Annotated in this window: 28 protein-coding genes; 18 read left to right on the forward strand and 10 right to left on the reverse strand. The window is 67.6% G+C overall.

Annotation, left to right across the window (positions count from 1 at the left end):
* Window positions 1-74 precede the first annotated feature (74 nt).
* Both AC1DS0_RS05560 and AC1DS0_RS05565 read left to right on the forward strand, forming a co-directional pair.
* Entirely contained in the window at window positions 75-1,448 is a 1,374-nt protein-coding gene (locus tag AC1DS0_RS05560) for an aspartate aminotransferase family protein (protein WP_476813387.1), read from the forward strand.
* Window positions 1,449-1,460: 12 nt separating this feature from the next.
* Complete coding sequence (locus tag AC1DS0_RS05565; protein ID WP_476813388.1) at window positions 1,461-2,333, forward strand: beta-keto acid cleavage family enzyme; 873 nt, start codon at window positions 1,461-1,463, stop codon at window positions 2,331-2,333.
* On the opposite strand, the gene AC1DS0_RS05570 is transcribed toward AC1DS0_RS05565, so the two are convergent.
* The 5 genes from AC1DS0_RS05570 to AC1DS0_RS05590 all read right to left on the reverse strand — a co-directional run bounded on the left by AC1DS0_RS05570 (window position 2,330) and on the right by AC1DS0_RS05590 (window position 7,526).
* Window positions 2,330-3,124 (reverse strand): IclR family transcriptional regulator, encoded by a 795-nt coding sequence (locus tag AC1DS0_RS05570; RefSeq protein WP_476813389.1) that lies wholly within the window; start codon window positions 3,122-3,124, stop codon window positions 2,330-2,332. The genes AC1DS0_RS05565 and AC1DS0_RS05570 overlap by 4 nt on opposite strands.
* A 124-nt stretch (window positions 3,125-3,248) precedes the next feature.
* Window positions 3,249-4,661, reverse strand: coding sequence for an FAD-binding oxidoreductase (locus AC1DS0_RS05575; protein WP_476813390.1), 1,413 nt, complete (start codon window positions 4,659-4,661; stop codon window positions 3,249-3,251).
* A gap of 120 nt (window positions 4,662-4,781) precedes the next feature.
* Window positions 4,782-5,660, reverse strand: a complete 879-nt coding sequence (gene rfbA, locus AC1DS0_RS05580; protein WP_476813391.1) for a glucose-1-phosphate thymidylyltransferase RfbA — start codon at window positions 5,658-5,660, stop codon at window positions 4,782-4,784.
* Window positions 5,661-5,671: 11 nt separating this feature from the next.
* Entirely contained in the window at window positions 5,672-6,565 is an 894-nt protein-coding gene (gene rfbD, locus AC1DS0_RS05585; RefSeq protein ID WP_476813392.1) for a dTDP-4-dehydrorhamnose reductase, read from the reverse strand.
* A 55-nt stretch (window positions 6,566-6,620) separates the two neighbouring features.
* On the reverse strand, window positions 6,621-7,526 hold the full coding sequence (locus tag AC1DS0_RS05590; RefSeq protein WP_476813393.1) for a LysR family transcriptional regulator: 906 nt from the start codon (window positions 7,524-7,526) through the stop codon (window positions 6,621-6,623).
* 94 nt (window positions 7,527-7,620) lie between these two features.
* On the opposite strand from AC1DS0_RS05590, the gene argH reads away from it, so the two are divergent.
* From argH to AC1DS0_RS05645, 11 genes are all read left to right on the forward strand, one after another.
* The gene (argH, locus tag AC1DS0_RS05595) at window positions 7,621-9,036 is read left to right on the forward strand and encodes an argininosuccinate lyase (RefSeq protein ID WP_476813394.1); all 1,416 of its coding nucleotides are present in this window, start codon (window positions 7,621-7,623) and stop codon (window positions 9,034-9,036) included.
* Window positions 9,033-9,926 (forward strand): amino acid ABC transporter permease, encoded by an 894-nt coding sequence (locus AC1DS0_RS05600; protein ID WP_476813395.1) that lies wholly within the window; start codon window positions 9,033-9,035, stop codon window positions 9,924-9,926. Before argH ends, AC1DS0_RS05600 begins: the two co-directional genes overlap by 4 nt.
* A 5-nt stretch (window positions 9,927-9,931) precedes the next feature.
* Window positions 9,932-10,696 carry an amino acid ABC transporter ATP-binding protein gene (locus AC1DS0_RS05605; protein ID WP_476813555.1) on the forward strand — a complete coding sequence of 255 codons (765 nt, stop codon included), beginning with the start codon at window positions 9,932-9,934 and terminating at the stop codon, window positions 10,694-10,696.
* Window positions 10,697-10,740: 44 nt separating this feature from the next.
* The gene (locus AC1DS0_RS05610) at window positions 10,741-11,571 is read left to right on the forward strand and encodes an ABC transporter substrate-binding protein (protein ID WP_476813396.1); all 831 of its coding nucleotides are present in this window, start codon (window positions 10,741-10,743) and stop codon (window positions 11,569-11,571) included.
* A gap of 129 nt (window positions 11,572-11,700) precedes the next feature.
* Window positions 11,701-11,961 carry an AbrB/MazE/SpoVT family DNA-binding domain-containing protein gene (locus AC1DS0_RS05615; RefSeq protein ID WP_476813397.1) on the forward strand — a complete coding sequence of 87 codons (261 nt, stop codon included), beginning with the start codon at window positions 11,701-11,703 and terminating at the stop codon, window positions 11,959-11,961.
* A complete protein-coding gene (locus AC1DS0_RS05620; RefSeq protein ID WP_476813398.1) occupies window positions 11,958-12,353 on the forward strand; it encodes a type II toxin-antitoxin system death-on-curing family toxin in 396 nt (131 codons plus the stop codon). The genes AC1DS0_RS05615 and AC1DS0_RS05620 overlap by 4 nt, the downstream gene beginning before the upstream one ends.
* Window positions 12,350-13,225 carry a beta-keto acid cleavage family enzyme gene (locus tag AC1DS0_RS05625; RefSeq protein WP_476813399.1) on the forward strand — a complete coding sequence of 292 codons (876 nt, stop codon included), beginning with the start codon at window positions 12,350-12,352 and terminating at the stop codon, window positions 13,223-13,225. Before AC1DS0_RS05620 ends, AC1DS0_RS05625 begins: the two co-directional genes overlap by 4 nt.
* A gap of 66 nt (window positions 13,226-13,291) precedes the next feature.
* Complete coding sequence (locus AC1DS0_RS05630) at window positions 13,292-13,705, forward strand: OsmC family protein (protein WP_476813400.1); 414 nt, start codon at window positions 13,292-13,294, stop codon at window positions 13,703-13,705.
* Between the two features lie 73 nt (window positions 13,706-13,778).
* Window positions 13,779-15,143, forward strand: coding sequence for an ABC1 kinase family protein (locus tag AC1DS0_RS05635; RefSeq protein ID WP_476813401.1), 1,365 nt, complete (start codon window positions 13,779-13,781; stop codon window positions 15,141-15,143).
* Window positions 15,144-15,381: 238 nt separating this feature from the next.
* Window positions 15,382-15,666 carry an aa3-type cytochrome c oxidase subunit IV gene (locus tag AC1DS0_RS05640; protein WP_152012176.1) on the forward strand — a complete coding sequence of 95 codons (285 nt, stop codon included), beginning with the start codon at window positions 15,382-15,384 and terminating at the stop codon, window positions 15,664-15,666.
* 135 nt (window positions 15,667-15,801) lie between these two features.
* Window positions 15,802-16,656, forward strand: coding sequence for an alpha/beta hydrolase (locus tag AC1DS0_RS05645; protein ID WP_476813402.1), 855 nt, complete (start codon window positions 15,802-15,804; stop codon window positions 16,654-16,656).
* A gap of 11 nt (window positions 16,657-16,667) precedes the next feature.
* On the opposite strand, the gene AC1DS0_RS05650 is transcribed toward AC1DS0_RS05645, so the two are convergent.
* From AC1DS0_RS05650 to AC1DS0_RS05670, 5 genes are all read right to left on the reverse strand, one after another.
* Window positions 16,668-17,513 carry a tetratricopeptide repeat protein gene (locus AC1DS0_RS05650; protein ID WP_476813403.1) on the reverse strand — a complete coding sequence of 282 codons (846 nt, stop codon included), beginning with the start codon at window positions 17,511-17,513 and terminating at the stop codon, window positions 16,668-16,670.
* 190 nt (window positions 17,514-17,703) lie between these two features.
* Window positions 17,704-17,961: a 30S ribosomal protein S21 gene (rpsU, locus tag AC1DS0_RS05655; RefSeq protein ID WP_092161278.1), complete on the reverse strand. Its 258-nt coding sequence runs from the start codon at window positions 17,959-17,961 to the stop codon at window positions 17,704-17,706.
* A 169-nt stretch (window positions 17,962-18,130) separates the two neighbouring features.
* Window positions 18,131-19,231, reverse strand: a complete 1,101-nt coding sequence (locus tag AC1DS0_RS05660; RefSeq protein WP_476813404.1) for a 5-(carboxyamino)imidazole ribonucleotide synthase — start codon at window positions 19,229-19,231, stop codon at window positions 18,131-18,133.
* Complete coding sequence (purE, locus tag AC1DS0_RS05665) at window positions 19,228-19,725, reverse strand: 5-(carboxyamino)imidazole ribonucleotide mutase (protein WP_476813405.1); 498 nt, start codon at window positions 19,723-19,725, stop codon at window positions 19,228-19,230. The genes AC1DS0_RS05660 and purE overlap by 4 nt, the downstream gene beginning before the upstream one ends.
* A 101-nt stretch (window positions 19,726-19,826) precedes the next feature.
* Complete coding sequence (locus AC1DS0_RS05670) at window positions 19,827-20,045, reverse strand: YdcH family protein (protein ID WP_152012181.1); 219 nt, start codon at window positions 20,043-20,045, stop codon at window positions 19,827-19,829.
* Window positions 20,046-20,274: 229 nt separating this feature from the next.
* On the opposite strand from AC1DS0_RS05670, the gene AC1DS0_RS05675 reads away from it, so the two are divergent.
* From AC1DS0_RS05675 to argE, 5 genes are all read left to right on the forward strand, one after another.
* Window positions 20,275-20,463 (forward strand): YdcH family protein, encoded by a 189-nt coding sequence (locus tag AC1DS0_RS05675; RefSeq protein WP_152012182.1) that lies wholly within the window; start codon window positions 20,275-20,277, stop codon window positions 20,461-20,463.
* Between the two features lie 192 nt (window positions 20,464-20,655).
* The gene (locus tag AC1DS0_RS05680) at window positions 20,656-21,501 is read left to right on the forward strand and encodes a helix-turn-helix domain-containing protein (protein WP_476813406.1); all 846 of its coding nucleotides are present in this window, start codon (window positions 20,656-20,658) and stop codon (window positions 21,499-21,501) included.
* 66 nt (window positions 21,502-21,567) lie between these two features.
* The gene (locus tag AC1DS0_RS05685) at window positions 21,568-22,287 is read left to right on the forward strand and encodes an alanyl-tRNA editing protein (protein WP_476813407.1); all 720 of its coding nucleotides are present in this window, start codon (window positions 21,568-21,570) and stop codon (window positions 22,285-22,287) included.
* 8 nt (window positions 22,288-22,295) lie between these two features.
* Window positions 22,296-23,243, forward strand: coding sequence for a DMT family transporter (locus tag AC1DS0_RS05690; protein ID WP_476813408.1), 948 nt, complete (start codon window positions 22,296-22,298; stop codon window positions 23,241-23,243).
* Window positions 23,244-23,251: 8 nt separating this feature from the next.
* Window positions 23,252-24,361: an acetylornithine deacetylase gene (argE, locus tag AC1DS0_RS05695; protein WP_476813409.1), complete on the forward strand. Its 1,110-nt coding sequence runs from the start codon at window positions 23,252-23,254 to the stop codon at window positions 24,359-24,361.
* Window positions 24,362-24,368 lie beyond the last annotated feature (7 nt).

Here is a 24,368-nt window from a genome sequence, read left to right on the forward strand (position 1 = left end):
CCACTCCGTTCTTGTTTCTCATACGAAAATGTGTTTTGCATATCAACAGAATTCTTGTGGTTGCGGAGAGCGCCATGTCACAACCCAGCCCCCGGGCCAACGCGTCCGCGGTCCTCCATCGCAACCTCCGCAGCACGCCGCAGCTCGCTCTGGCGGGAGACGGCGTCCACCTCGTCGATGCCGCGGGCCGGCGCTATCTCGATGCCAGCGGCGGCGCGGCGGTGTCCTGCCTCGGCCATGGCCATCCGCGCGTCACCGCGGCGATCATCGCGCAGCTCGGCAAGCTTGAATACGCCCACACCTCCTTCTTCACGAATGAGCCGAGCGAGAAGCTGGCGCAGATGCTGGTCGATCGCGCCCCGGCCGGCTTCGGCAAAGGCCGCGTCGCCTTCCTCGGCAGCGGCTCTGAGGCGATGGAGGCGGCGCTCAAGCTGGCGCGGCAGTATTTCGTCGAGATCGGCCAGCCCCAGCGCAGCCGCTTCATCTCGCGGCGGATGAGCTATCACGGCAATACGCTGGGGGCGCTCGCGGTCGGCGGCCATGCCGGCCGGCGGGCGCTGTACCAGCCGATCCTGATCGAGACCTCGCAGATCGCGCCCTGCTACGCCTATCGCGACCAGCACGAGGGCGAGACGCAAGAAGCTTACGGCCTGCGCGTCGCCGACGAGCTCGACGCCGAGATCCGTCGGCTCGGTCCTGAGAGCGTCGCGGCGTTCATCGCCGAGCCGATCGTCGGGGCGACGCTCGGCAGCGTCACCGCCGTTCCCGGCTATTTCGCCCGCATCCGCGAGATCTGCGACCGCCACGGCGTGCTCTTCATCGCCGACGAGGTGATGTGCGGCATGGGCCGCGCCGGGGCGATGTTTGTGAGCGCGCAGGAGGGCGTGCGGCCGGACATCATCACCATCGCCAAGGGTTTGGGGGCCGGCTACCAGCCGATCGCCGCGACGATGGCGAGCGAGCGCGTAGCCGGGGCGATCGAGGCCGGCTCCGGCCTGCTCGCCAATGGCCACACCTATATGAGCCATGCCGTCGCCTGCGCCGCCTCGATCGCGGTGATCGAGACGATCGAGGAGGAGGGGCTGCTCGACACTATCCAGCGCATGGGCGCGCTGCTGTCGCGCCGGCTCAGCGAGGCCTTCGGCCAGCACCCGCATGTCGGCGACATCAGGGGGCGGGGCCTGCTCCAGTCGCTCGAACTCGTCGTCGACCGCGACAGCAAGCAGCCCTTCGCGGCGAAGGAGGGGCTGGCCGCCAGGATCAAGCAGACGGCGCAGGGCCTCGGCCTGATCTGCTACCCGTCGAGCGGCACGGCCGACGGCGTCAATGGCGACCATGTCCTGCTGGCGCCGCCCTTCACCATCAACGCCGGCCATGTCGACGAGATCGTCGAGAAGCTCGGGGCGGCGCTGGCCGCGACCCTGCCTGCCGCCCGCAGCGCCGCCTGAGGAGACGCATCCTTGTCGCGCAAGACCATCCTGACCTGCGCCGTCACCGGCAACCTGACGACGCGCGAACAGCATCCCGGCCTGCCGGTGACGCCGGCCGAGATCGCGGCCGCCGCTATCGAGGCCGGCAAGGCCGGTGCGGCAGTGGTGCATCTGCATGCCCGCGATCCCGCCACCACCAGGGGCACGATGGATCTTCGGCTGTTCGCGGAGATCGTCGACCGCATCCGGCAATCCGGCTCCGAGGTCATCCTCAACCTCTCGACTGGGGAGGGCGGGCGCTTCGTGCCGGGGATCGACGATCCCAAGGTCGCGGCGCCGGGCACGACGTTGACCACGCCAGAGCGGCGGGTCGCGCATGTCGAGGCGCTGAAGCCGGAGATCTGCACGCTCGACCTCAACACCATGTTCTCAGGGACCGCCGTGGTGATCAACACGCCGCGCAACGTCACCGAGATGGCGCGGCGCATCTATGCCGTCGGCGTCCTGCCCGAGCTGGAGCTGTTCGATGGTGGCGACCTTCAGCTCGCCAAGGCCCTGCAGGCGGACGGGGTGCTGCGCAATCCGCTGCTGATCCAGATCGTGCTCGGCGTGCGCTATGGCGCGATCCCGAACCCGCAGACGCTGGTCTATTTCGCCTCGCAATTGCCGCCGGATTGCATCTGGGCGGCGTTCGGCATCGGACGGCACGAGTTTCCGCTGCTGGCGCAGGCCTTCCTGCTCGGCGGCCATGTCCGGGTCGGGCTCGAGGACAACGTCTATATCCGCAAGGGCGTGCTGGCGCGCGACAATGCCGAGCTGGTCGAGAAGGCCGGCACGATCATTGAGAATCTCGGCGGCGCGCTCGCCACGCCGGCCGAGGCGCGGGCGATCCTCGGCCTTTAGCCGAGGCGCTCGGAAATCCGCCTGGCCGCGGCCCTGACCGCGGCAAGGTAGCGGCCGTCGATCTGGTCGAGGTCGAAGGCGGAGTCCGGGCCGGAGATGTCGATCGCCGCGACGACGGCGCCGCGCCGGTCGATGATCGGGGCCGAGATCGAGCTGCCAGCCGCCTCCATCACGCCGCGGCTGACGACATGGCCGCGCGCGGCCGCCGCCTCGACCGTGGCGATCAGCTCCGGCGTCGAGGTCGGGGTCTGGCTGGTCAGGGGCACGAAGCGCTCCTTGCGGAAGAGCTCCTCCAGCTCCGCTTGCGGTAGGCCGGCGAGCAGCAGCCAGCCCATCGGTGAGGCATAGGCCGGCACGCGCGAGCCGACATTCATGTTGCTGAGGAAGCCGGAGCGGGTCTGGACGCAACTGAGATAGAGCACGTCGCGCTCGTCGCGGATCGCCAGATGCGCCGAGACCAGCGTCTCGTCGCGCAGCGCCTCCAGCTCGGGGCGGGCGATCTCGATGATGTCCTTCGAGGCCAGGAAGGCGAAGCCGATATTGAGGACGCGTGGCCCGAGCGCGAACTGCTTCGACTGCTCCTCCTCGAGGAAGCCCATATGCCGGAGCGTATAGATCAGGCGGAAGACCGAGGAGCGCGTCAGGCCGAGCTCAGAGGCGATCTCGGTGATGCTCAGCGGACGGCGCGCCGCCGCGACGATTTCGAGGACACGCAGGCCGCGATGCAGGCCGGGCACGAAATAGACCGCATGGTTCTTGTGCTGCGTTTCCGCATCCGCCGCGTCGTCCATGCGCTGCCTATCCGCCTAAGGGGTCACCATTCCATTTGCATGTAAAACAGTTGGGCGTCGCGGTCACGTCCGTGACCGCAGCTGCAGCGAGGCTGATGTGCGATCGGCTGATCCTTTCGGCCCGTCAGGCGGGCAGCACCTTGCCGGGGTTCATGATGTTGTCGGGGTCGAGGCTCGCCTTCAGCGTACGCATCACCTCGACGGCAGCGTCGCCGTGCTCCTTGCGCAGGAACTTCGCCTTGCCGTAGCCGACGCCGTGCTCGCCGGTGCAGGTGCCGCCGAGATCGATGGCGCGGTTGACCAGGAGGCCGTTCAGCCGCTCGGCCTCGCGGATCTCCTCGGGCGAATCCATCCTGATCAGGAAGCCCATGTGGAAATTGCCGTCGCCGACATGGCCGAGCGCCGTGACCGGGAAGGGCGCATCCTTGGCATGCTCCTTGATCTCGGTGATGCAGGCGGCGAGCTGGGAGATCGGCACGCAGGTGTCGGTGCCCCAGCTGCTGGCGCCGGGACGCAAGGCGAGCAGCGCATAATGCATGTTGTGCCGGGCCTGCCAGAGCTTGTTGCGCTCCTCGGCGCTGGTGGCAAAGCGCCAGCCTTCGCCGCCATGGCCTTCGGCGAGCATCTGCACCGTCTCTGCCTGCGAGACCACCGCCGCTTCCGTGCCGTGGAATTCGAGGAAGAGCGCGACCGTCTCGGGATAGCTCAGATTATTGTGGCGGTTGATGGCGCGCATGCAGGTTTCGTCGAGCAGTTCGACGCGGGCGACCTGGATGCCGCACTGGATCGTCTCGATGGCGCAATTGACGGCACTGGCGATGTCGGGGAAGGAGCAGACCGCGACCGAGCTCGCCTCGGGGATGCCGTAGAGCCGCAAGGTGATCTCGGTGATGACGCCGAGCGTGCCCTCCGAACCGACGAAGAGGCGGGTGAGGTCGTAGCCGGCCGAGGATTTGCGGGCGCGCCCGCCGGTCTTCAGGATGGTGCCGTCGGCGAGCACGACGGTGAGCGCCAGGACATTGTCCTTCATCGTGCCGTAGCGGACCGCATTGGTGCCCGAGGCCCGGGTCGCGGCCATGCCGCCGAGCGTCGCGTCGGCGCCGGGATCGACCGGGAAGAACAGGCCGGTGTCGCGCAGGTGCTCGTTGAGCTGCTTGCGGGTGACGCCGGCCTCGACCGTGCAGTCGAGGTCCTCGGCGTTGACGGCTGTAATTGCGTTCATGCGCGAGAGGTCGATGCAGACGCCGCCATGCAGCGCGACGACATGGCCTTCGAGCGAGGTACCGGCGCCGAACGGGATGACCGGCACTTTCGCCTGATGGCAGAGCTTGACGATGCTGCTCACCTCTTCGGTGGTCAGCGGATAGCAGACGACGTCGGGTGCCTTGGTCGGGTGATAGGATTCGCCATGGCCGTGATGCTCACGCTCGCTGTCCGAGGTCGAGCAGCGCGGGCCGAGAAGCTCGCGCAAGGACGCGGTCAAGCCATCGAGGGCAGGGTGTCGAGAGATGCTGGGCGTGGTGGCGGGGGCGTTCATCAGGTCTTCGATCCTCGTGCGCGTCTTCGGCGCGGCTACGCTGCAATCTCGGCCAGCCGATCGACTTCGACCATCACCGATGCAGCATGAGCGCTCTGCATCGTCAGGGGAAGCGCGGCGTCAGGCCTGCTGATCGCGCCCGGCGATGCCGAGCAGATACTGGCCGTAGCCGCTCTTCGACAGCGCCTGGCCGAGCGCGCGCAATTGCTCGCGGTCGATCCAGCCATTCTCGAAGGCGATCTCCTCGGGGCAGGCGATGCGAAAGCCCTGGCGGCGCTCCAGCGTGCGCACGAACTCCGAGGCCTCGACGAGGGAATCCGGCGTGCCAGTGTCGAGCCAGGCATAGCCGCGGCCGAGCCGCTCGACGCTGAGCGCGCCGCGTTCGAGATAGGCGAGGTTGACGTCGGTGATCTCGAGCTCGCCGCGGGCCGAGGGCTTGAGCTTGCGGGCGATCTCGACCACCTCGGCGTCATAGAAATAGAGCCCGGTCACCGCCCAATGCGAGCGCGGCACCCTGGGCTTCTCCTCGATCGAGAGCGCCTTGCCGGCAGAATCGAAGGAGACGACGCCATAGCGCTCGGGATCGCTGACGCGATAGGCGAAGACGGTGGCGCCGCTCTGGCGGGCGGCGGCGCGGTGCAGCACGTCGGTCAGGCCGTCACCGTAATAGAGATTGTCGCCGAGGATCAGGGCGGAGGGGCCGCCGGCGACGAAATCGGCGCCGATATGATAGGCTTGGGCCAGGCCTTCCGGCTTCGCCTGGATCGCATAGGAGAGCTTGAGGCCCCAGCGCTCGCCGCTGCCGAACAGCGCCTCGAAGCGCGGCGCGTCCTCGGGCGTCGAGATGATCAGGATCTCGCGGATGCCGGCGAGCATCAGCGTCGAGAGCGGATAGTAGATCATCGGCTTGTCGTAGACAGGCAGGAGCTGCTTCGACGTCACCATGGTCATCGGGTGAAGCCGCGTGCCGCTGCCGCCGGCGAGGATGATCCCCTTCATGGATGGCTCCTTCAGCTTCGCGATGGCGCGAGCAACGTGGCGACGCAGGTTTGCACGGAACCCTGCCAGGGCGGCAGGCGCAGGCCGTGGCGAGCGGCGAGCAGGCTGCAATCGAGCCTGGAATTGCTCGGCCGCCGGGCGGGGGTGGGGTAGTCGATCGTGGCGATGCGCCTGACTCTGGCGCTAGGCCCGCCCAGCGCCGCCGAGGCGGCGAAAACGGTCTCGGCGAGATCAGCCCAGCTTGCCTCGCCCATGCCGGCGGCATGGAAGACGCCGCGGAGCGAGGCCGCGCCGGGTCGGGCGACCAGAGCCTTCGCCGCAGCGATGATCGCGTCGGCGAGATCGAGTGCGCTGGTCGGCGAACCCAGCTGGTCGGAGACCACGCCGACCTCGCCCCGGCTCTCCGCGAGCCGGAGCATGGTCTTCACGAAATTCGCGCCATAGGGGCTGTAGACCCATGCCGTGCGCAGGATTGTCCAGTCGGCGCCAGAAGCCATGACGGCTTCCTCGCCGGCGAGCTTCGAGCGGCCATAGGCTGAGAGCGGAGCGGTGGCGTCGCTTTCGCGCCAGGGCTGCGGCGCCATGCCGTCGAAGACATAGTCGGTGGAGATCTGGATCAGCGGCACGCCAAGCGCCGCAGCGGCGGCAGCGACCGCGCCGGCGCCTTCACCGTTGATGCGCAGAGCGAGTTCCGGTTCGGTCTCGGCCTTGTCGACGGCGGTGTAGGCGGCAGCGTTGACGACGCAGTCAGGGCTTGCCGTGGCGAGCGCCTGCCGAACGCCTTCCGGCTGCGCCAGATCGAGCTCGGGCCGGCCGACCGGGATGACGGTCACACCTGCCGTCTCGGCGCGGGCGAGGAGGGATTGGACGACCTGCCCGGTTCGTCCGGTCACGGCTATGCGCATCGGGCCTTCGCCATCGGAAGCATGGCGGTCGGTCTAGAGCATGCGTCCGGTGGGCTCAACCCGCGGCCTCGAAGCGGCGGGCCTCCTCGCAGAGCCAGGCAATCAGCGTGTCGAGGGCCGGGCTGCGCTCGCTCTGCGAATTGACGGTCAGCCAGCAGCCGGTCGCGCTGTCGAAATCGAGGCCGAGCGGATTGACCAGCGCGCCGGAGGCCAGTTCCTCGGCGACATAGCAGCGTGGGGCGAGCGCGACGCCGAGCCCGGCGACGGCAGCGCGGATGATCACGGAGTAATAGCCGTAGCGCACGGTATGGGCCGGCACCGCGCCGCGCAGGCCATGGGCCTCGGTGAACTCGGCCCAGAAGGCCGGCATCTGGAAATGCTGCAGCAGCGTCATCTTCTGGATGTCGGCGGCACGGGCAAAGCCGCCCAGGCGTTCGAGCGCTGCGGGTGCTGCAACCAGCGCGACCCGGCGGCCGAAGAGATAATGCGACTCGCGATCCTGCCAGGGGCCGAAGCCGTGGACGATCTCGAGGTCGGCCTCCTCGATCTCCTTCTCGCTGACGAAATTGGTGAACTGGACGTCGATCTCGGGATGGGCCTGAGCGAATTCCGGGAAGCGCTCCATCAGCCAGCGCTCGCCGGCGATGGCGATCATGTGCAGCCGGATCGGCCGGCCGATCGCGGCACGCTCGGCGAGGCGGCGGGCGCCGCGCTCCATCTGCTCGATCGCAGCCTCGGCATAAGGACGATAGATCGTGCCGGCCTCGGTGGGCTTGAGTCCGACGGGGCTGCGTTCGAACAGCTCGGTGCCGAGATGCTCCTCCAGCGCCTGGATCTGCTTGGAGACGGCGCTCTGGGTCAGATGCACCTCACCCGCCGCCTTCGCCGTCGAGCCGAGGCGCGCGACGGCAAGGAAGACCCGGAGCGCCGTGGTCGACGGCGGGAGGTTGCGACCGGCCAAACAGATATTCCTTCAGCGACTACCCTAGAGGAGATCGTTTCGTTTGCCGGTTGCGCGGTCAAGAGGGCAGTGTTTCAGGCAAGGGGAGAGCATCATGAACCATAATACGCGTCTCTGGGGCGGCCGTTTCCGCAAGTCGCCCGATCCGCGCATGATGAAGCTGTCGAGCGCGGCCGGCGCCCATGCGCGCCTGGCGCCGCAGGACATCGCCGGCGGCAAGGCGCACGCGGCCGAGCTCGAACGCGCCGGGTTGCTCAGCCAGGATGAGTTCAGGACCATCGTCGCGGCACTCGAAGCGATTGCCGCCGATCTCGCCGCCGGGACGCTGGCGCCGGATGAGAGCGATGAAGACGTCCACACCTTCATCGAGCGCGTGCTGATCGCGCGGATCGGCGCGACCGGCGCCAAGCTCAGGGCCGGACGCTCGCGCAACGACCAGGCCGCCAACAATCTCAAGCTCTATCTGCGCGCCGAGGCGCGGACCATCGGCGCGATGCTGGCCGAATTGCTCGACGCGATCGCCGACCAGGCCGAGCGGCACGCAGGTTCTGTCTGCCCCGGCTTCACCCATCTGCAGAGCGCCCAGCCCGTGACTTTCGGCCATTGGCTGATGGCCCATGGCCAGGCGCTGTCGCGCGACGCCTCCCGCCTGCAGGACTGGGAGAAGCGTTCCTCGCTCTCACCGCTGGGAGCCGCTGCGCTCGCCGGCTCGGCGATCGCGCTGACGCCGGAACTCAGCGCCAGGGCGCTCGGCTATGACGGCCCTTGCGAGAATTCGGTCGACGCGGTCGGCGCGCGCGACCATGTCGCGGAATTCCTGTTCGTCGCGGCGATGCTGGCGACCAACCTGTCGCGGCTGGCGGAGGAGGTGACGCTCTGGACCTCGCGCCAGTTCGGCTGGGTCGTGCTCGACGATGCCTTCGCGACGGGGTCCTCGATCATGCCGCAGAAGAAGAACCCGGACATCGCCGAGATCTCGCGCGGCCGGGCGGCGCGCCTGACCGGCGATCTCGTCGCCATGCTGGGCGCGCTGAAGGGCCTGCCGCTCGCCTATAACCGCGACCTCGCCGAGGACAAGCGCGCCGCGTTCGATGCGGTCGACGTGCTCGGCGAAGTGCTGCCGGCCTTCGCCGGGTTGGTCGAGACGATGGAGGCCAAGCCCGAGGTGATGCGGGCGCAGGCAGGCACGGGCTTTGCGCTCGCGACCGAAGTCGCCGATCATCTCGCCCGCAAGGGCGTGCCCTTCGCCGAGGCGCATGAGATCAGCGGGGCGCTGGTGCGCTATTGCGAGGAGATGGGCCGCGAGCTCGAAGGGCTGGAGCCGGTGGAATTGCGTGCGATCGATCCGCGCCTCGACGAGAGCGTGTTGGCCGTGCTGACGCTGGATGCGGCGGTCGCGGCGCGCAGCGGCCATGGCGGCACCGCGCCAGCGAGGGTCGCCGAGCAGATCGGCCGCTTCCGCGGCTGGCTCGCCGGCTTCGCCCAGTGGACGAGGGAGCGCGCGGCATGAGCAGTGCAACCCGGACCATGCCGGATCGCGGCCTCGCCGAGCTCGCCGGCCTGACCATCGTGCCCAAGCGCTTCTACGGGCGCTGGATCGCCGCCGCTGCGATCCTGTTCGTGCTGGCCTGGATCGTGAAGGCCTTCGCGCAGGGGCAGATCGCCTGGCCGGTGGTGGCGCAGTTCTTCACCGCGCCGGCGATCCTCGCCGGTCTCGTCAACACGCTGATCATGACCGTCTGCGCCATGGGGCTCGGCATCGTGCTCGGCGTGGTCTTCGCGATCATGTACATGTCGCCGAACCCGGTGCTGCGCGGCGTCGCGCTGTTCTACATCTGGTTCTTCCGCGGCACGCCGCTGCTGCTGCAATTGCTGCTCTGGTTCAACCTGGCGCTGGTCTTCCCGACGATCGGCATCCCCGGCGTGGTCGAGTGGCGCACCATCGACATCATCGGCCCGTTCATGGCGACGCTACTCGGTCTCGGCATGAACCAGGGCGCCTATACCGCCGAGGTCGTCCGCTCCGGCATCCTCTCGGTCGATCTCGGGCAGACCGAGGCCGCCAAGGCGATCGGCATGACCCGGCTGACGACGTTGCGCCGGATCGTGCTGCCGCAGGCAATGCGGGTGATCATCCCGCCGGTCGGCAACGAGGTGATCAGCATGGTCAAGCTGACCTCGGTCGCCAGCGTGATCCAGTTTTCCGAGATCCTGCGCAACGCGCAGAATGTCTATTACGCCAATGCCCGCGTCATCGAATTGCTGATCGTCGCGGCCGGCTGGTACCTGCTCGTCGTCACCCTCCTGCAGATCGGCCAGTTCTTCCTCGAACGCGCCTTTTCGAAGGGCCGGGGCGAGCGCCGCGCCAAGCCCCAGGTCGCCGAGGAGGCCGCCGCGTGACCGCCCTGTCCCCGATCGTCGTCGCCGCCAGCGTCACCAAGCAGTTCGGCCCGCTGAAGGCGCTGAACAATGTCTCGCTTTCGGTCCTGCCGGGCGCGGTGCAATGCATCATCGGCCCGTCCGGCTCGGGCAAGTCGACGCTGCTGCGCTGCATCAACCAGCTCGAGAAGATCGATGCCGGCGCCATCACCGTCGCCGGCGAGCTGATCGGCTATCGCCGTATCGGCAACGAACTGCACGAGCTCAGCGACGCCGAGATCGCGCGCCAGCGGCTGAAGACCGGCATGGTCTTCCAGCGCTTCAACCTGTTCAACCACATGACGGTGCTGCAGAACATCATCGAGGGCCCGCTCACGGTGCTGAAGCGGCCGCGGCGCGAGATCGTCGCCGAGGCGATGGCGCTGCTGGAGCGTGTCGGCCTTTCCGAGAAGCGCGATTCCTATCCGATCGAGCTCTCCGGCGGCCAGCAGCAGCGCATCGCGATCGCCCGCGCGCTGGCGATGAAGCCGCAGGTGATGCTGTTCGACGAGCCGACCTCGGCACTCGATCCCGAGCTCGTCGGCGAGGTGCTGAACGTGATGCGCGATCTCGCGGCCACCGGCATGACGATGATCGTCGTCACCCATGAGCTCGGCTTCGCCCGCGAGGTCGCGAGCGACGTCGTCTTCATGGACAAGGGCGAGATCGTCGAGCAGGGGCCGCCGCAGCAGGTGCTGGTTTCGCCTCAGCAGCCCCGCACCCGCGACTTCATCGCTGCCGTCCTCAAGTGAATCCAAGCCTATCGAACTCAAGCAAAGACAAGAGGGAGACCACCATGCTTCGCCTTTCGCTCGCCGCCGCGCTGCTCGCCGGCACCGCGCTCGCCGCCCAGGCCCAGGCTCTGCCTGACCGGATCAAGAGCGCCGGCAAGATCGTCATCGCGACCCAGCCGAACTATGCGCCGATCGTCTACAAGGACCCGGCGACCAACCAGATGGCGGGCTTCGACTACGAGCTCGGCGAGGCGATCGCCAAGGAGCTCGGCGTCAAGGCCGAATGGCAGGACACCGCCTTCGCCCAGATGCTGCCCTCGCTGACGACCGGCCGCGTCGACATGGTGATGGCTGGGATGAGCGACCTGCCGGCGCGGCGCGAGACGGTCGATTTCGTCGACTACATGGTCTCGGGCGCGCAGTTCTACACCGTCACCGCCTTCGCCTCGACGATCAAATCGGTCGAGGATCTCTGCGGCAAGAGCGTCGGCGCCAGCCGCTCGACCAATTGGCCAAAGCAGATCGGCGAGTGGAGCGATGCCAACTGCGTCGCCAAGGGCAAGCCGGCGATCACCGTGGTGGGTACCGAGGGCTCGGTCGACGCCCGTACCCAGCTCAAGACGCAGCGCCTGCAGGGCGGCGTCCAGGGCAGCGAGACGATGACGCATTTCCAGAAGCTCGAGCCGAACACCTATATCCCGCTCGGCGAGCCCTTCACCCGCTCGCTGACGGGCATCCCGTTCCCGAAGACGGCCGAGGGCGGCCAGCTGCGCGACGCGGTCAAGGGCGCGCTGGAGCGTTTGCAGGCGAACGGTACCTATGACGCGCTGGTCGCAAAGTATGTCCAGCCGAGCAACGTGCTGAAGCCGATCTCGGTCAACAAGGGCGAGTGAGGCGGCGAGATCGTTAAAGGCGGTTCCCCATTGCGCAGAGGCCGGCCGCGGGTGTCGGGTGCTGTAGGCTGACTGTCCGTCACTTGTCTGTTATACAGTTTGTACAACAGACAAGTGGCGGAGCCTGCCATGAACAAGCGCGAGAAGCCCGCCGCCGAGCAGGCCATGGTCCTGCAGGTCCGCAAAATCGGCAATTCGGTCGGCATCATCCTGCCGAAGGAGCTGCTGGCGCGGCTGAAGCTGGCGGAAGGCGACAAGCTGACCGTGGTCGAGCAGCCTGAGGGCGCTTTCAAGCTGACGCCGCATGACGATCTGCACGAGCGCACCATGGCGATCGCGCGCAAGGCGATGAAGCAATACGCCAATGCACTGCGCGAGCTGGCGAAATGACCGAGCCGTTCCGGCTCACATCCGACGTCGTCGCCGATATCCATTCCGAGCAGTTGGCACTCTTCGGCGGCCCTGACGGCATTCGTGATCGCGGCTTGCTGGAATCCGCTCTGGCGCGGCCTATCAACCGCTTCGCCTATGGCGAGACCGATATGGCGGCGCTGGCGGCGGCCTATGCGTTCGGCATCGCCAAGAATCATCCCTTCATCGACGGCAACAAGCGCGTCTCGCTGCTGGCGCTGATCATCTTCCTTCGGCTGAACGGGATCGAGTTCGCGCCGAGCGAAGCCGATGCAGCCGCGATCATCCTCGCGCTTGCCGCCGGCGAGGTCGAGGAGGAGGGGTTGACGCGCTGGATCCGGGACAACTGGCCGAAGGATGCGCCCGCATGACCAAGCCGATCTGGATCGAGGCTGCGATCAACGGGCCCTGGGGCAAGGAGCGCCAGCCCGGCATTCCGATCGCGATCCCCGACATCGTTGCCGACGGGATCGCCGTGGTCGAGGCCGGCGCCGCGATCGTCCATCTGCATGTCTATGATGTCGAGACCGGCCGCCAGCGCGACGACTGGGAGCTCTATGCCCAGGCGATCGAAGGGATCAGGGCCAAGGTCGACGCGATCGTCTACCCGACCATTCCGATCCTCGGCTCCGGTTACGCCGGCGACATGATCGGCTCGGGCCGTTACACGCATCTGGAGGAGCTGGCCAAGCGCGGCCTGGTCGAATGGGGCGTGCTCGATCCCGGCTCGTGCAACTGGACGACCTTCGCCGGCATTCCGGGTGGCGAGGCCGGCTTCATCTACCAGAACCCCGGCGAACATATCCGCGAGGGGATGGCGGTGGCGCAGGCGCACAGGATCCATCCGAGCTATGCGATCTACGAGCCCGGCTTCACCCGGCTCGGCGCGGCGCTGGCGAAGGTCTATCCCGGCATGCCGACGCCGATCTACCGGCTGATGTTCTCCGACGCCTTTGCCTGGGGCTTTCCGCCGAAACCTTATGCGCTGGAGGCCCATCTTGCCCTGCTGGCGGAGTGTGCGCCGCTGGCCCCGGTGATGATCGCCGGGCTCGGCGTCGACCTCAGCGAGATCGTCGCGCCGGCGGTCGCACGCGGCGTCCATGTCCGTGCCGGGCTGGAGGATGCGCCCTTCGGCGAGATGCGCAGCAATGCAGAGCTGATCGCCGACATGGTCCGCAAGGTCGAGGTGGCGGGCGGGCGAGTGGCGAGCGTCGCGGAAGTCAGGGCGAGCCTCGCCGGCTGACCGGACAGTGGCGACGATCGTCGCTACCGGGTAGCCTCTCGCGTTCTTCCGCGAGGTGAGATCCCTATGGCATCGGTGACTGTCGAGCTGCGCAATGTCGAAGGTACGCAGGCCGCGATGGGCTGGGCGGGTGCGCATACCGTCGTCGTCGACCGGCCCGAAGGCAAGGCCGGCGGGATGGGGCTCGGCTTCAATGGCGCGCAGTTGCTCGCGCTCGCTCTTGGCGGTTGCTTCTGCAACGATCTGCGCTATGCCGCCGACGCGCTCGGCGCCGCGCTCGGGCGTATCGCCGTCTCGGTCACGGTTGAGCTGGAAGGCAGCCCGCTGCTGGCCAAAGCTGCGACGATGAGCGTCCAGTGCGAGATGCAGGACGGTACTGACGCTGCCCCCGTCATCGAAAAAGCCAAGGCGATCTGCATGGTCGCCAACTCGCTCGGCCGTGGCTTTCCGGTTGCGATCGAGCAGGCCGGGCGCTCCTGAGACAGCGTGTCGGCTGGCTTTCCCAGACGGAGCGCCTACATCGGGTGCAGCCGTCACAGCGCCGTGAGCCCGCATGTCCGAACGCGATAGCGAAGCCAATCGATTCTCTGCCCGCGCGGCGCGCTATGCCCGTGTCGGTGCCAATGTCGGCGGGGTGGCGGCGCGGATCGCCGGCACCAAGCTGTTCGGGCTGGAGGGCCGTAACGCCACCAATGCCGAGGCACTGGCCAAGGCGCTCGGTGGGCTGAAGGGCCCGCTGATGAAAGTGGCGCAGCTCGTCGCCACCATCCCCGACGTTGTGCCGCCGGAATACGCCGCCGAATTGCAGAAGCTGCAATCGGAGGCGCCGCCGATGGGCGCGGCCTTCGTCAAGCGCCGGATGCAGGCCGAGCTCGGCCCGAGCTGGCGCGAGCGCTTCGCCGAGTTCGATCTCAAGCCGGCTGCGGCGGCATCGCTCGGGCAGGTGCACCGGGCAACGATGCACGACGGCGCACAGGTTGCCTGCAAGCTGCAATACCCCGACATGGAATCGGCTGTCGAAGCCGACATCTCGCAGCTCGAGATCCTGTTCGGGCTGCACCGGCGCATGGGCGCGGTGATCGACACCAGCGAGATCGCCAAGGAGATCAGCGCCCGCGTCCGCGAGGAGCTCGACTATCGCCGCGAGGCCAAGCATGTCGCGCTCTACCAGAACATGCTGGCGGCAACGCCCGAGGTGCGCGTGCCCGATGTCGTGCCGGAACTGTCGACGCGCCGGCTCCTGACCATGGGCTGGCTCGATGGCGACAAGATCCTGAACCACAAGCAGGCGAGCCAGCAAGTCCGCGACCGGATCTCGACCGCGATGTTCAGGGCCTGGTGGCGGCCGTTCAGCCATCACGGCGTGATCCATGGCGACCCGCATCTCGGCAACTACACGGTCTTCCAGGAGGGCGGCGAGCCCCAAGGCATCAACCTGCTCGACTATGGCTGCATCCGCATCTTCCCGCCGAGCTTCGTCGGCGGCGTCGTCGATCTTTATCGCGGCCTGCTCACTGGGGAGGAGGCCCGCGTCGTCCACGCCTATGAGGTCTGGGGCTTCAAGGGCCTGACCAAGGAGCTGATCGATACTCTCAACATCTGGGCGAAGTTCATCTACGGCCCGCTGCTGGAGGATCGCACACGCCGCATCGCCGAGGGTGTCAAACCGTCGGAGTACGGTCGCAAGCAGGCGTTTCAGGTCCATTCGGCGCTGAAGGCGCGGGGGCCGGTGACGGTGCCGCGCGAATTCGTCTTCATGGACCGCGCTGCGATCGGTCTTGGCGGCGTCTTCCTGCATCTCGACGCCGAGCTCAACTTCCATCGGCTGTTCGAGCAGGAGATCGAGGCTTTCAGCGTCGCCAGAGTGGCGAGCGAGCAGGGCGCGGCGCTGGCTGCGGCCGGTCTTCAGAGTTCCTGACGATCAGAATCGCCGGGGCACCTGCGATCCGGCGCCTGTCCATCCGGGGCTGCTGCCATAAGTCGCGCTGCCCGGTTCATGGCTTGAACCGCCTCAGCCGGCGTCAGCCGCGCATTTTTCCGGGCATTGTGTCGTTGTGGCTCAGGAAATGGCCGTCGCCACTCCGGCCCTCCGTTGCCGACCCTTTTCAGGTGCGCTACAGGGCGTCAGGACAGGGTTTGAAATCGGGATTTCCTTCATGGCCGACCACGGACACGCCGCCGACATTCCGCAGATGGACTATCCGGAGCATGAGCGCACCTATACGGGCTTCGTGCACTTCGCCGAGGTCGGCACGCTCGCCTGCCTCGCCATCGTCGGGGCGCTCGCGGTCGGCGGCACCAAGCATGCCTGGGGCACGGCCATCATCGGCACGCTGCTGACCCTGGTCGGCACCGGCATCGGCATCGCCGCCCCGTCGATCGGCTGGCGCGCCACGCTCGTTCCCTTCGTCCTCATGCTGCTGGCGCTGCTGCTCTACTGAGCGGCGAAGGCCCGGCATTGACGGAATCGTCAGGACGCTGGCGCAGTTGAGCCGGCGCACTCGTCATCGGAACGTCGTAAAGGGCCGGCTCGATGCCGGCCCTTTCGTTTGGGCGGCGGCCGAAGGTAGCGGGCGATGCGCAGGATCCTGAAGCTTCTCGCCATCGGCGCGTTCTGCGTCTATGGCGCCGTGCTGGCGCTGCTCTATGTCAAACAGCGCGAGATGCTGTATCCGCGCAATCCGGCCCGGGCGGAGATCGCCAGCGCCAATCTGCCGGGCGTCGAGGAGACGGTGCTGAGGGCAGCCGATGGTGAGAAGCTGATCGCCTGGGTGGTGCCGCCGCGCGAGGGCAAGCCGGTCCTGCTGTTCTTTCACGGCAATGCCGGCAATTTCGGCCGGGCGATCCGGCAGACGCGTTTCCGCGCCCTGACGCAGGATGGCACCGGCCTGTTCGCGGTCAATTATCGCGGCTATGGCGGCTCGACGGGCTCACCCAGCGAGGACGGTTTGGCGCAGGACGCGCGCGCCGCCTATGCCGCGGCCGTGGCGCGCTTCGGCGCGGAGCGGCTGGTGGGCTACGGCGAGTCGCTCGGCACCGGCGTGGTGGTTAAGCTGGCGGCGGAGGCTCCGCTCAAGGCGGTGATCCTGGAAGCGCCCTATCTCTCGACCGCTGCGGTGGCGCAGCAGCTCTACCCTTACATCCCGATCGGGCTCTTCATGCACGATCAGTTCCATTCCGACCGGGTCATCGGCAAGGTCAAAGCGCCTGTGCTCGTTCTGCACGGGCAACGTGACGGTGTCATCCCGTTCAGCCAGGGCGAGGCGCTGTTTGCGCTCGCCAATCCGCCGAAGCGCTTCATCCGCTTCCCGGAGGGCAATCACGAGAACCTGCCGGCCCATGGCTCGGTGCCCGAGATCAGGCGCTTCCTCGCCGATCTCGGCACCGGCCGGCTGGCCGGCAGCCAGACGGTGACCGCAGCGGCGCAGTAGGCTGGACTGTCTCAGAGGCGGAACATGCCGCCGCTGCCGAGGCGGGCGGAGCCGGCGCGGGCGATCTGGTTGTTGCCGTCGAGCCCGAGGGCACGCTGATAGGCCTCGCTCGCCTCGGTCTTCTTGCCCTGCTTCTCGAAGGCGAAGCCGCGGCCGGCCCAGGCGGCGGCATTGCGGTTGTCGACATTGAGCGCGGCGGTGAAGTCCTCGAGCGCCGGCTCGTATTTGCCGAGCGCGTTCAGGCTTTCGCCCCGGGCGATATAGGGCGGGGCGGTATAGGGGTTGCGGTCGATCACCGAGTCGAAATCGGTGACGGCCTGCTGGTGCTGGCCTTCCTTCTGGTAGACCAGTCCGCGGGCATGGAAGGCCTCGGCCGCTTCCGGATTGAGGCGGATGGCGGTGTTGAGGTCGCCCAACGCCTGCTGGCTGTTGCCCTGCAGGCGCAGCAGATTGGCGCGGGCGACGAAGGCCGGGGCGTAATTCGGGTTGGCGGTGGTGGCGCGGTTGAAATCCTGCAGCGCGGCGTCGTTGCGCCCGCTCTGGCGCAGCGCCAGGCCGCGATTGGTGTAGGCCGGCGCGAAATTGGCGTCGATCTGCACCGCCTTGGTGAAATCGGAGATGGCGTCGGAATAGCGGCCGATGCGGGCATAGGCGGCGCCGCGCGTGTTGTAGGCCTGCGGGTCGTTCGGGTTGCGGTTGATCACCTCGCTGAGCGAGCCGATGTTGACGCTGGCTGCCTCGGTGTTCTCGGTCTGGAGCTCGGCGACGCCGGCGCCGGAGCTCATGCTCACCGTGTCGCAGCCTGCGAGCGCGAGCGCTAGGCCCGTCGCGATCAGCCAGTTCCTGCCTGTGAGCATGATCTTATCCATCGCCTCGAACTCTCGCCTGCCATGCGGCGCCACCGCCCCGGTGCGCCGCCATCCTCCAAAACGCCCAAGCCCTGACAAAGTTTGGTTAACGAGGCTACCAAAAACAACAGCGCCTGGAGAAGCTCCAGGCGCACGTAGATATCAGTGGCACTAGCTAGTGGCCTAGCCTCTCGCGTGGTCAGACCGCCGGCCGAGCGGGGCGCTCAGGGCGCTTCGGCTTGACCGGGGCCGGCAGCAGGCCTTCGCGCTGCAGCTTCTTGCGGATCAGCTTGCGGGCGCGGCGGACGGCCTCGGCCTTCTCGCGCGCCTTCTTCTCGGACGGCTTCTCGTAATGGCCGCGGAGCTTCATCTCACGGAAGATGCCCTCGCGCTGCATCTTCTTCTTCAGCGCTCGCAGCGCCTGGTCGACGTTGTTGTCGCGAACAAGAACCTGCACGTCTTCAGTCCGTCGTTGTCGGTGGTCCGGAATCGGGGCGGCGACCTCCCGTCCGGGAGATCGCCGCGAGGGTCGTGCGGATACCAGAATTCCCTGGGCCTGTCCACGCTGCAACGCCGCAAAACGCGTGAAAACGCGCGGGTTTCAGGGGCTGGCAGCGCGCCGGCGTTCAGTCGGTGTCGGGGAGGACGCGGGTGACGTGGCCCATCTTGCGGCCCGGTCGCGCCTCGCGCTTGCCGTAGAGATGCAGATGCGTGCCGGGCTCGGCCAGGATGGCGCGCCAGTCATTCGCCTGGTCGCCGATCAGGTTCTGCATGGTGACGCGCCCGCGTCGCGCCGTCGCGCCCAGCGGGAAGCCGCAGACAGCGCGGACATGCTGGTGGAACTGCGAGGTCTCGGCACCCTCGCTGGTCCAGTGTCCGGAATTGTGGACGCGCGGGGCGATCTCGTTGACGACGACCTGCTCGCCGCTCTTGTCCTCGACCAGGAAGAACTCGACGGCGAACACGCCGACATAGCCGAGCGCCTCGCCGATGCGCCGGGCCGCCTCGATCGCAGCGTCCGCCGCAGCCGCACCGATATTGGCGGGTACCTGTGTCAGCGCCAGGATGTGGTCGCGGTGCTCGTTCTCGCAGACGTCGAAGGCGGCGAAGGAGCCGTCGGCAGCGCGGGCGGCGACGACCGAGACTTCGCGGGAAAACGTCACGAAGCCTTCGAGGATCGCCGGGAAATGGCCGATCTCGTCCCAGGCCTGCACGAGATCGGTGCCATCGGCGATCTTGACCTGGCCTTTGCCGTCATAGCCGAAGCGTCGCGTCTTCAGGACGGCCGGGCGGCCGAGTTTGGCGACAGCCTTTTCCAGATCGGCGAGCGAGTCGACCGGTTCGAACGGCGCCAGGGCAAGGCCGAGATCGGCGACGAAGCGCTTCTCGGTGAGACGGTCCTGGGTCACGGCGAGCGCCCTCGCACCGGGATGCAGCGGGGTGCGGGCGGCAAGGAAGGCGGCGGTCGCGGCCGGAACGTTCTCGAACTCGTAGGTCACGACGTCGACGGCGTCGGCGAAGCTGGCGAGCGCGGCCTGGTCCTCATAGGCGCCGATGGTGTGGCGGGCAGCGACCTCATAGGCCGGGCTGTCGGGCTCGGGCGCGAAGATATGGGCGCGCACGCCGAGATCCGCCGCGGCCAGTGCCAGCATGCGGGCGAGCTGGCCGCCGCCAAGGATGCCGAGGACGGCGCCGGGGCCGAGGCCGCGCGGATCGGGCTGGCTCATGCTTCATCCTTCGGGCGCTCAGCGACGGCGGCGCTGAGTTTGGCGCGCCAGGCGTCGAGCCGCTCGGCGATCGCTTCGTCGGAAAGGGCGAGCACGGCGGCGGCGAGCAAAGCGGCGTTGATCGCGCCGGCCTTGCCGATGGCGAGCGTGCCGACCGGGATGCCGCCGGGCATCTGCACGATCGAGAGCAGGCTGTCCTGGCCGGAGAGCGCCTTGGATTCGACCGGGACGCCGAAGACGGGCAGGGGCGTGAGCGAGGCCGTCATGCCCGGCAGATGCGCCGCGCCGCCGGCACCGGCGATGATGACCTTGAAGCCTTCTGCCCTGGCGCCCTTGGCGAAGGCATACATCCGGTCCGGTGTGCGATGGGCCGACATGATGCGCGCATCGAAGGCGATGCCGAGTTCGGCAAGCGTGTCGGCGGCATGGCGCATCGTCGCCCAGTCGGACTGGCTGCCCATGATGATGGCGACGGGTGGGGTCGGCTCGGCCATGAAATCGGCGCTTCCCGGCAGGAGGGAGGAAGCGCGCGATCTAGACCGGCCGCAGCGTCACAGGCAAGCGCCGAATCGGGATTCCTGCGGAATTTCCGTGCCTAAGCGATGATATCAGGCGTCAGCTGGTCTTCGAGATGGGAGATGCGGTCGCGCAGATAGAGCTTGCGCTTCTTCAGGCGTTGGATCTGGATCTGGTTGATCGGGCCGAGGCGTTCGAGCGCATCGATGGCGCTGTCGAGATCGCGATGTTCCTCGCGCAGACGCGCGAGTTCCGCCTGCAGGCCCTCGATCTCCTCCTGGCTCAGTTCGAATCCCATGAAGCCGTCTCATCATCGCCGCGATCGCGGCCGACTATGCGCAGGCGCGGGCGGCCCGGCAAGGGTGTCGTCGGCGCGATGCGGGCCGGCTCGCTTGCATTCACGCGCCTCGGGAAAGGTCCCGGAAGGGATCACAGAAACTCATGGTGCAGTGCACGTCTGCCCCGCAGACGTGAAGCCGGCTCTGTGTCAAACTTCTCTTGCTAGAACGCTCATCAGGAGGATCCAGATGTCGCTGCAGACACATCTCGCCGAGCTCGAACGCAAGCATCGCCAGCTCGAGGAAGCCATCGCCCAGGCGGTCGCCAGTCCCTCGTCGAACGATCTTGGCGTGGCAGAGCTCAAGCGGAAGAAGCTGCTGCTGAAGGATGAGATCGAGCGCGTGCGGCTGACCATGCCGGCACCGACACTACACTGAAATAACAGAGCGGACCGCGGCGGTCCGTGACGAATTCGCGCAAAGGCGCGCTTCACCGGCCCCGGAAGGGGCCGGTTTTTTGTCGCCACGAGCTTTGCCAACTCCCGTCGGGTGGGCGGCCGTCACTGACGCCGGGCTTGGACGCGATCGAGAGATCGTGCGAGAATGCGTGCAGTCGAAAGGAATGCGCCGTTGGCCCGTGTCGATAGACACAATACCGCACGCTATTGGAACGTGACCGGCGTCGACGGACTCAGCTGCCTCCACGCCGACTTCACGACGCATGACTACGCGCCGCACCAGCACGAAGCCTTTGTCGTCGCGGTGACGGAGAGCGGCGGCTCCGAGTTCAAGAGCCGTGGCCGCAGCGACGAGGCTCGCGAGAGCGTGCTGCTCGTCTTCAATCCCGCCGAGCCCCATTCCGGCCGCATGGGCTGGAGCAAACGCTGGCGCTATCGCTCGTTCTATCTGACGCAGCCCGCCATCGATCAGGTCACGGCCGATCTCGGCATCGACCGCCCGGCCTATTTCATGCGCAATGTCGTTGGCGATGCCGATCTGATCGCGGCTTTCGCCCGGCTGCACCGCAGCCTGGACGACGGCCATGATCCGCTTGAAGAGCGCGAGCTCCTCGTCGCCAGCTTCGGCCAGCTCTTCGCGCGTCATGGCGACGGCGCCCACGCGATCCCGACTGCGCCGCGCGACGAGGCTGCGCTTTCGCTCGTGACCAGGCGGATGGCCTCGCAGCATGCGGAAAGCGGGCTGAGCCTGACCGAGATGGGGCTTTGGGTCGACATGACCTCGTTCCAGCTCATCAGCCTGTTCAAGCGTACGGCCGGCCTGACGCCCCACGCCTATCTGACCCAGCTCCGGCTGAAGTCGGCGATTCGGCAATTGAAGACCGGCGCGCCGATCGCGGACGCGGCGCTGGCCAGCGGCTTCTATGACCAGAGCGCCCTGACCCGGCATTTCAAGCGCTCCTTCGGGATCACGCCGCTGCAGTACCAGCGAGCGGGTGCTGTTGGCCTGACCCGCTGATCTTTCAATTTCCGCCAATACGGTTCCAAGCCGCGTCCCCAGACTTCTTCGAAAAGGAGTCTTCTTGTGACGCGCTATTTCTGCCTGGACGAGCCGGAGGTGTTCGCCCTCGAAACCGTCGTGACGGCCGCCGAGCCGGGCCGTATCCGGCTCGATCGCTCGCCGTTCTATCCCGGTGGTGGCGGCCAGCTTCCCGACAAGGGCGCATTGCAGTGGTCGGGCGGCGAGGTTGCGATCGCCGGCTTCGAGGACACAGGCGATGGCATCTGGCATCTTCTGGCCGAGCCGATCTTGCTCTCGGGAGCCGTGGTCGCCGAGGTCGACCGCCCGTTCCGGCAGCTCATGCGCGAGCTCCACACCGATCTGCACATCGTCAATGCGCTGGTCTATCAGGGCTTCGACGGCGCGCTCGTCACCGGCGTCCAGATGAACGAAGACGGCACGGCGCGGATCGATTTCGATCTGCCAGAGGCCGACAATGAGCGCCTGCGCAGTCTCGAGGGCGCCATCAACGCCGTGATCAGGCAGGACTTGCCGGTCTGCGAAACCCATGTCGGCGAGGGCGAGGCGTTCGACGAGCCCGGCCTGATCCGCTCGCGCTCGGTCACGCCGCCGCCGACGGCCGATGGCCGGATCAGGATCGTCGAGATCGCCGGGCTCGATCGCCAGGCCTGCGGCGGTACGCATCTGGCGTCGACCGGGGCGTCGCGCCCGCTGCGCATCCTGAAGATCGACAACAAGGGCCGGCACAACCGGCGCCTGCGCATCGGTCTCGACGGCGTGTGAGGTCGGCCATGTCCGTGCTGTTGAAAGGGCTCTGGGCGCGTCCGCTCCTGCTGCTCTGGCTGCCGCCGCTGTTCTGGGCGGGGAATCTCGTCCTTGGCCGCGCACTGGGACCGAGCTTTCCGCCGGTTTCGCTCGCCGTCGGGCGCTGGCTCGTGGCGTTGGCCTGCCTTGCTCCGTTCATCGGCCGGCAAGCCTGGCGGGAACGGGCGCTGCTGCGGCAGCATCTTGCCCTCATCGTCGCCTGCGGCGCCTTCGGCATCGCCGGCTACAACGCGCTGGGATATCTCGCTCTGCGGACGACGCCAGCCGCCAGCGTCGCCTTCCTCAACTCGACCCTGCCGCTGATGGTGCCGCTCGCGGCTTTCGCACTCGGTGTCGAGCGTGTCTCTGGCCGGACCCTCGCCGGCATCACGCTGTCCTTCGCCGGCGTGATCTGGATCGTCGCGCGCGGCGACCTACAACAGCTCGGCGGATTGCGGGCCGATGGCGGCGAGTTCCTGGTGCTGATCGCCGTCGCCAACTACGCGATCTATTCCGTCCTGCTGCGGCGCAAGCCGGCAAGCTTGAGCCCGCTCGTCTTCCTGGCCGCGACCATGGCGGCGGGCCTGCTGGTGCTTGCACCGTTCTGGGTGTTCGAGTTGGCGCAAGGCGCGCGCATTCCGACCGATTCCGGCTCGATCGCAGCGGTTCTCTATATCGGCGTGTTCGCCTCGCTGATCGCCTTCATCCTCTGGGGGCATTGCGTCGCGACGCTCGGCCCGAGCGTCACCGGTGTCTCGTTCCATCTGGTCGCGCTGTTCACGGCCCTGCTCGCGGTCGCGATCCTGGGCGAGCCGGTGCGTGGCTTCCATCTCGTCGGCATGGCGCTGATCCTCGCCGGATTCTTCCTGGCGACGGGGACCTGGACTGGAGCTCGGCTACGACTGGCGCGGCAACCCGGCTCGTCTCGGCTCTGAGGGGCGCCATGGATACGATCGAGATCCTGCGCAGGCTCGTCGCCTTAGACACCACCTCGCGGCGCTCCAATCTCGATCTGGTCAACTGGACTGCCGACTATCTAGATCGTGCGGGCGTGCGGGTCCGTCTGACCAGCGACGCCTCGGGCGAAAAGGCCAACATCCTGGCGACGATCGGCCGGGATGAGCCGGGTGGTATCGTCCTCTCCGGGCATACCGATGTCGTTCCGGTCGATGATCAGGACTGGGCGAGCGATCCGTTCCAGCTCGCGAACCGGGATGGGCGTCTGCATGGCCGCGGCGCGGTCGACATGAAAGGCTTCGTCGCGGCCTGTCTCGCAGCCGTCCCGGGCTGGCGGGCCCGGGAGCTGCGTAGGCCGATCCATCTGGCTTTGTCCTATGACGAGGAGGTCGGCTGCCTCGGCGTGCCCTCGCTGATCGCCGACATGCTGGCACATTGCCCACGTCCGGCGCTCGCCATCATCGGTGAGCCGACGCAGATGCGCATCGGGATCAGCCATCGCGGCTTCTACGGCTATCGCAGCATCTTCCATGGCCGCGCCGCCCATTCGAGCGACCCGCGCCTCGGCGCCAGCGCGATCGAGCCGGCGGCGGCATTCGTCGCAGCACTCGCCGGCTTTGGGAGGCAGGACGACCGGGCAGCGACCACCGTCAACATCGGCAAGATCGCCGGCGGCAGCGCCATCAATATCGTTCCCGAACGCTGCGAGGTCGTCTGGGAGTTCCGGCCGCCCGACGAGACTGCCGTTGGCTCCGTGCTCGTCGAGGTGGAGAACTTCGGAGCTGGACTGCCTGATGGGGTGAGCGTCGAGACGCTGCCGCTGGCGTGTGTCCTGCCGCTCGATTGCGCGGCGGACAGCCCGGCTGTGGCGGTGGCGCGTAAGCTCGGTGGCCTGTGGCCGCCGCGCGCAATGCCGTTCGGGACCGAAGCCGGCTTCTTCCAGCAGGCTGGAATACCGGCCCTGGTCTGTGGCCCCGGCTCGATTGCGCAAGCGCACCAGCCGAACGAATGGATCGCCATCGCCGAGCTCGTGGCGGCGGATCGATTCCTTGCACGCGTTGGGGACTGGGCGGCTGTCGACCGCAGCAGCGCCTGAGGCTTTG

It is taken from the genome of Allobosea sp. P4_H5 (assembly GCF_056400825.1).